Genomic DNA, 7033 nt, shown 5'->3' on the forward strand with positions numbered 1-7033 from the left:
GCCGGGCGGCCATCAGCGGGCCGCCCGGCGGGCCAGGGCCCGCAGCAGGCGGGAGCGGCCGGCCCGGGGCACCGACCACAGGGTCTGGCCGGTGACGCCCCAGCGGGCGAGCAGGGTGTTGGCGGCCTGGAAGCCGGTGGTGGCGGCGCGTTCCATCAGGGCGACGGGCAGGTCGGTGCGGACGAGGTCCCCGGCGAGGACGACGGCGGGGTGCGGGGTGGCGACGCCGGGGCGGCGCGGCCAGCCGCCGACCGGGAAGACCGGGCAGTCCCGGCGCCATTCGTGGCGGACGTCCACCGTCCGGGCGTCGCGGGTCTCCGGGTAGACCTCGTGCAGCCGGGCCGTCATGCGTTCCTGGAACTCCTCCGGTTCGGCGTCCTCGGCCACGGCGTAGGCGTGCAGTTCGACCACGGACCCGCCGGTGCGGGCGGACCAGCGGGCCGCTTCGCCCTCCCAGCGCTCCAGCACGCTGACGTTGTCCAGCCCGTCGTAGCCGCTGGTGCCGAGGAAGCCCGGCCGGTCGGCGGCGACCGGGCGGTCCAGCCAGAGCCGGGAGACCAGGAAGGGCGGCGCGGTGCGCAGCGCGGCGATGTTGGCGCGCCAGGCCGGGTCGCCCAGGTCCGCGGAGTTCGCGACGAGGTCCCGCAGGCCGGCCGGGTCCAGGGCGAGGACCACGGCCTGGTGGCGTTCGGTTCCCCCGCCGGGGGTCGCCACTTCGAGGTCCCCGCCGGGCAGCGGCCGGACCGCGTCGACGGCGGAGCCGGTGCGCAGGTCGACGCCGAGGGCGGTCAGGTAGGCGGCCAGCGGCTCCCACAGGGCCTGCGGGTAGGGCTCGGTGGGGACGTCGAAGAGCAGTCCTTCGGAGGAGCCGAGGAAGTAGATGTGGAACATCAGCAGCAGTTCGGCGGCGGACAGGTCGCGCGGGTCGGTGAAGAAGCTGCGGGAGAACACCTCGAAGGCGAGGTGGCGGGCGGCCTCGGGGAAGTTGATCCGCCGCAGCAGGTCGTGCGCGCTGGTGGTGTCGTGGCGTTCGAAGACCTCGGGGAGGCGGACGTCCAGCAGCGGGAGGGCGGCCCGGGCGTCCAGGGCGGCGAGGTCGCGCAGGCCGAAGGTGGGGCTGAGGGCGACGAAGCCGGCGGCGCTGAACGGCGGGGTGCGCGGTACCCGGGCGAAGCCGTCGGTCGCCCCGGAGCGTCGGCGCAGCGGGTAGTCGGGCAGGCCGACCAGCCGGGTCAGGCCGGGGTCGGTGCGCCGCAGCAGGCCGCGCAGGTTGTAGTACTGGCGGAAGAAGGCGTGGAAGCCCCGGCTCATCGTCGCGGTGGACCCGTCGGCGAGGCGGGTGCGCCAGCCCGCGACCCGCCCGCCCAGCACGGGTTCCCTCTCGTGGAGGACCACGTCGATGCCGCGTTCGGCGAGGGCCGTCGCGGCGGCGAGGCCGGCGATCCCGCCGCCGACCACGGCCACCCGGGGCGGCTCGGCCCCCGGGAAGCGGGGGCGGCCGGGGGCGGCGGGCAGCACTTCGGCGCGGCGGTCCCGGCCGTGCCGGGCGCCGGACGGGGTGCGGCTCATGCCCGCACCGCCGGGAGGACGGCGGCGGGGCGGGCGGGGTGGTCGTGGTGCCGGAGCGCGGTCACGGTGGTCCTCAGGGGTGGGCGGGGCTGGTGCCGGGCGCGGCCCGGCGGGGCAGCAGCGGCAGTTCGACGGCCGACCGCAGCATGGGGCCGACGGGGCAGCGCAGGCCGATGCGGAGTCCTTCGAGGGGGGTGCTCGCGCCGTCCAGGAAGCGGAGCACCTGGGCGGCGGGGGTGCGGCGGAACAGGTCGGTGAAGAAGCGGGGCCCGTCGATGCGACCGGTGTCCAGGGCGCGCAGCAGGACCGCGTCCATGGCCAGGTCCCGTCGGCGGTGGGGGGCGGGGGCCGGGGCGGGGCGGTGCGGCGCGGCGGGGCGGCCGAGGGCCTCGGTGATGGCGCGGCTCTGCCGCTGGACGGCGGCGAAGGTGTAGCCGGTGGCGGGGCGGGTGGCGCCGCCGGCCGTGCCGATGTGCACGTGCGCGGGGGCGATGCGGCGGGGGAAGCGGCCGTCCGTCATCGGGATGGCGCCCTGTTCGACGCCCTCCACGGTGAGTCCGCCCAGGCCCAGGACTCCCCCGGTGTAGGAGCGCAGGGCGCGTTCGTAGGCGGGGACGGTCAGCGGGTGCCGGGAGAACTCGGTGTACTCCACCAGGGCGCGGTCGGGGGCCAGCGGCAGGACGTACCCGAAGGCGAGGCCGTGGGCGGGCTGCGGGACCCGGAAGTCCATCAGGTCCGCCGTGCCCGGGTCGAAGCGCGGGCGGTCGGTGCGCACGAACCAGCCCCGGAAGTGCTGCAGCAGGGCGGTGCGGGCCAGCGGGGCCCGGGCGGGCGGCCTGGAGTCGAAGACGTACCGGGCGTCGAGGATGAGCGGCCGCCCGGCCGGGTCGTCGGCGTGCACCCGGGCGCCGGACCGGCCGTCCGTCCTCGCCCGCACGTGCCGGACGGTGGCGCGCAGGACCCGGACCCGGGGATGGGCCGCGAGCCGGGTGCGGACCAGTTCCTCGAAGGCGGTGGAGCGCAGCATCCGGTAGCGCAGGGGGGCGGGTGCCGCTTCGACCCGGTCGCCGTCGGGGCCGGTGATCCGCAGCCGGGACCACTGCGCGGTGACGGCCTCCTCGTACGCCCCGGGCCCGTCGTCCCAGAAGCACCAGGTCCGGGGGGCCGGGCGCAGCGGGCCCTCCGGCGCCTCGACCAGGGTCACGTCGAACCGGGGGCCGCCGGCCCCCTGCAGGTCGTGCCTGACCAGGCAGTCGGCCAGGCTGAGTCCGGCGGCTCCCCCGCCGATGATCACCAGCGCGAGGGGCGCGGCTTCCGGGGTGCCTCTCAACTCGCTTCCGCCTTCCGGCTCCGGACGGGGTGCGGGGCGTCCGACCCGTCCCCGGCGTACGGCCCGGGCTCCGTCCGGCGGGGCGCCCGGGGGGTGCTCCCACCCTGTCACCTCTGTCCCGGGCCGGTCGCGCCATCCGCCGGGACGGGCCGCCGTGTCGCCGGCCGGTGGATCCGGTGCGGCGGGGCGCGGCGGGTCCGCCTCCCGCCCGAACGGTGCGCGAGCGGTGCGCCTTTGCGCCCGGGCGCGGCCGGGTGGAGCGTGGGGAGTGGAAGCGAACCGGTACGCCACGAGACTCGGAACCACCGGGAGGACGCCATGTCCGTCAGCCACTCCGTCCCCGCTTCGGTCGGGTTGCCCGGCCACTCCCTGCCGGTCGAGACCCCCGAGTGCGAGGGCTCGACCACGCACGGCATCTCCACCCCCGAGGCGGTGGAACTGCGCACCGCCTGGCCCGGCTGGGTCCCCCTGCTGGTCATCATGGTCATGGTGGTCTGCTGCATCGGCTTCGCCGTCGGGCGGATCTTCGCCTGAGGAAGGAGCCGCCGCCCCGGGCCCGGGCCCGACCCCGGACCCGGCCGCAGCGGGTCAGCGGCGGCGGTCGGCGAGGGCGCGGGCCGCGGCGGCGATCGCGTCGCGGGAGATGCCGGCGGCCCGCAGCAGCTCCTCGGTGGTGCCGGAGCCGGGGAGGCCGGTGGCGCCGAGGTGGGTGACCGCGGGGTGGGCGTCGGCGGCGGCGAGGGCGGACAGGACGGCCTCGCCGAGGCCGCCCTCGGGGTGGTGGTCCTCGGCCACCACCAGGGCCCCGGTCTCGCGGGCGGCGCGCAGCAGAGCGTCGGTGTCGACGGGCTTGACGGAGTAGAGGTCGAGCACCCGGACGGGGACGCCCTCCTCGGCCAGCAGGTCGGCGGCGGCCAGGCACTCGTGCAGGGTCACTCCGGCGCCGACCAGGGTGACCCGGTCGTCCGGGCCGTGGCGCAGGGTCTTGGAGCCGCCGATCGGGAACTCCTCCTCGGGGCCGTACAGCACCGGGTAGGCACCGCGGGTGGTGCGCAGGTACGAGATGCCGGGCAGGTCGGCCACGGCGGCGGTCAGGGCGGCGGTGGCGGTGGCGTCGGCCGGGTAGAGGACGGTGGAGCCGCGGACGGCGCGCATCATGGCGAGGTCCTCCAGGCCCATCTGGGAGGGGCCGTCCTCGCCGATCTCCACGCCGGTGTGGGTGCCGCACAGCGTCATGGTGATCTGGGAGACGGCGGCCATCCGGATGAAGTCGTGGGCGCGGGTGAGGAAGGCGGCGAAGGTGGTCGCGTAGGGCCGGAAGCCCCGCACGGCCATGCCGACGGCGGTGGCGACCATCTGCTGTTCGGCGATGTAGCTCTGGAAGTACCGGGTGGGGTGGGCCTTCGCGAAGTCCTCGGCGTGGGTGGAGTTGCCGACCTCGGCGTCCAGCGCGACCACGTCGGGGCGGGCGCCGAGGGCGGCGAGCGTCTTGCCGTAGGCGACCCGGGTGGCGACCTGCTCGCCGGGCTCGAAGCGCGGCAGTTCGACCTCGGGGGCGTGCACCTTGAGGGCGGGGCTGCCGTGCGGGGGCTGCGGTCCGCGCACCCGCAGGTCGCGCTGCCCGCCCAGTTCGGCGACGGCGCGTTCGGCGAGGTCCTCGGGCAGCGGCTTGCCGTGCCAGCCCTCCTGGTCGGCGACCTCGGCGACGCCCCGCCCCTTGACGGTGCGGGCGACGATCACGGTGGGCGCGGTGCCGTCGGCGGCCGTGGTCAGGGCCCGGTCGACGGCGTCCAGGTCGTGGCCGTCGACGACCAGGGCGCGGCAGCCGAAGGCCTCGACCCGGCGGGCGTAGGCGTCGGTGTCCCACTGGAGTTCGGTGGGGCCGCTCTGGCCGAGCCGGTTGACGTCGATGATCGCGGTGAAGTTGCCGAGCCGGTGGCGGCCCGCCGCGTCCAGAGCCTCCCAGACGGAGCCCTCGGCGGTCTCGCTGTCGCCGCACAGCACCCACACCCGGAAGTCGCGGCGCTCCAGGTCGCGGCCGGCCAGCGCGATGCCCACGGCGTAGGCGACGCCCTGGCCGAGCGAGCCGGTGGCCAGGTCGACCCAGGGCAGTTCCGGGGTGGGGTGGCCCTGGAGGCGGTGGCCGAAGCGCCGGTAGGTGGTCATCAGCTCCTCGTCGCCGATCGCGCCCGCCGCCTTGAACATCGCGTACAGCAGCGGGGAGGCGTGGCCCTTGGAGAACACCAGGTGGTCGGCGTCCGGGTTGTCGGGCGCCTCCCAGTCGTAGCGCAGGTGGCGGGCCATCAGCACGGCCATCAGATCGGCGGCGGACAGGCTGGAGGTGGGGTGCCCGGACCCGGCCGAGGTGCTGGCGCGGACGGCGTCGACGCGCAGTTGCTGGGCGAGGTCGAAGAGCCGGGCGGGTTCGGTGTCGGGGCCGAGCAGGGACTGGGCGGTCATGTCGGACGGCCTTTCTGGTCGTGGGGTGCGGCGGGCCGCGGGGCGCGGGGCCGGGCGGGACGGCCGCGGCGCGCCTACCCGCTGGGCCGGCTCCGACGCACGGGTCGTCCGCCCGGCCCCCGGCTCCGGGAGCGGGGCGGGGTGTCGGGCGGGGCGGGGTGGGTAGAGGCGGGGCACAGTCGAGGAGGTGATGGAGATGGCAGCGACCACCGTGGTCCGGCGACCCGCGCCACCGCGTCCGCGTCCCCCGCTCGACCTGCGTACCCCCTCCGGCCGCCCGATGCCCTACTGAACCCGCCGTCCGGCGCAGGTCGGCGGGACGGGGCCGCCGGTGCGGGCCGGGCGCCCGCGACGGTCCGGCCGGGGGCGCGGGGAGCGGTCCGCCCGCGCACCGGCGGGCGGGCGGGCGTCACCCGATCGGGTGGTGCGATCCCGGCGGGGCGGTACGCCCGGTTCCAGAACGGCTCCGGCGCCGCGACGTCGGCCGCGCCCGCCGCCTCGACGAACCCGATACTGGAGGGCGGGGCCGTCGCGCCCGGCGCCCCGCAGGAGGGGCCGGCCCGGCGGGCGGGGGCCGCGAACGGGCCTTCCGGGAGCACCGGCGCACCGCCGCCGCGGTGGCGGCCGGCGGCGGCGCGCCCGCCCGGGACTGTCCGGGCCGCTGCCGGGCAGACGGGCCGGTGGGAAGTCCGCACGGGAGTGGAGGCGAGCACATGGCACCGATCGGTGAGCCGGAACGGCCGGGGGGTCTCCCCGGGGACCCGGACGAGATCACGGCGGAGCTGGCCCGGATCGCCGCCGAGGTGGAGGAGCGGGACGACGGGTCGCGGGGCGGGACGGCGCGCCGGGTGCGCGCGCTGGCGCGGCGGCTGGGCAACGGCCTGGCCCGCGGCGGCCACCGGCTCGGGACGGGTCCCCGCAACGGGCTGCGGATGCTGACCGAGCGGCTGCTGGACGCGGCCCCGCGGATCCCGGTGCGGAACCTGGCGACGCTCCGGGCCCAGCACCCCGGGGCCCGGACGCCGGACGAGCTGGCGGACCTGCTCGTCGCCGGGTCGGTGCGGGCCTCGACCGCGGTCGGCGCGAGCGCCGGGACGGTGGCGATGATGCCCGTACCGCTGGTGATGCCGGTCGAGCTGGCGTCCGAGCTGCTCGCCTCCGCGGCGATCGAGCTGAAACTGATCGCCGAGCTGTACGCGGTCTACGGCCAGGTGCCGGAGGGCTCCGCGCGGCAGCGCTCGTACGCGTACCTGGCGGTGTGGAGCGAGGGCCGCGGGATGGACCTGACCCGCCCGGGGGCGCTGCTGGCGCTGAACCGGAGCGCGGCGCTGCGCCGGCAGGTGAGCAGGCGGCTGACCCGCTCGGGGCTGCGCAAGCTTCCGACCCTGGCCCCGCTGCTGGCCGGTGCGGTGATCGGGGCGCGGGTCAACCGCAAGGACACCCTGCGGCTGGCCACCACCGTCCGGGAGGACCTGCGCGGGCGCCGACCCGCCGACCCCGGCTACTGGGACGCCGCCGGGGCCTGACCGGAAGCCGGTCCGGTCGCCGCGCCTGGTGCGTGCCGGGCGGTCAGCCGTGCGCCGGGCGGTCAGCCGTGCGCCGGGGGCCGCGGTGCGGGGCGGCGCTGCGCCGGCTGCTGGCGGCCGCGGGGCGCGGGTGCGGCGGTTCCGGCAG

General features: G+C 77.7%; 5 protein-coding genes. 2 read left to right on the forward strand and 3 right to left on the reverse strand.

What is annotated here, in order from left to right:
* Positions 1-12 precede the first annotated feature (12 nt).
* Both ABD345_RS24085 and ABD345_RS24090 read right to left on the reverse strand, forming a co-directional pair.
* Positions 13-1569, reverse strand: coding sequence for an FAD-dependent oxidoreductase (locus tag ABD345_RS24085; protein WP_344554676.1), 1557 nt, complete (start codon positions 1567-1569; stop codon positions 13-15).
* Positions 1570-1642: 73 nt separating this feature from the next.
* Positions 1643-2899 carry a lycopene cyclase family protein gene (locus ABD345_RS24090; protein ID WP_344554677.1) on the reverse strand — a complete coding sequence of 419 codons (1257 nt, stop codon included), beginning with the start codon at positions 2897-2899 and terminating at the stop codon, positions 1643-1645.
* Positions 2900-3217: 318 nt separating this feature from the next.
* Here ABD345_RS24090 and ABD345_RS24095 point away from each other — a divergent pair, with 318 nt between their 5' ends.
* Complete coding sequence (locus ABD345_RS24095) at positions 3218-3433, forward strand: DUF6480 family protein (RefSeq protein WP_344554678.1); 216 nt, start codon at positions 3218-3220, stop codon at positions 3431-3433.
* Between the two features lie 54 nt (positions 3434-3487).
* Here the strand turns inward: ABD345_RS24095 and ABD345_RS24100 are convergent, their stop codons facing one another.
* Entirely contained in the window at positions 3488-5359 is a 1872-nt protein-coding gene (locus tag ABD345_RS24100; protein WP_344554679.1) for a transketolase, read from the reverse strand.
* A gap of 713 nt (positions 5360-6072) precedes the next feature.
* Between ABD345_RS24100 and ABD345_RS24105 the strand changes: the two genes are divergently transcribed.
* Positions 6073-6885, forward strand: coding sequence for a hypothetical protein (locus ABD345_RS24105; protein WP_344554680.1), 813 nt, complete (start codon positions 6073-6075; stop codon positions 6883-6885).
* Positions 6886-7033: the final 148 nt, after the last annotated feature.

Source organism: Kitasatospora saccharophila (assembly GCF_039529925.1).
Classification (GTDB): Bacteria; Actinomycetota; Actinomycetes; order Streptomycetales; family Streptomycetaceae; genus Kitasatospora; species Kitasatospora saccharophila.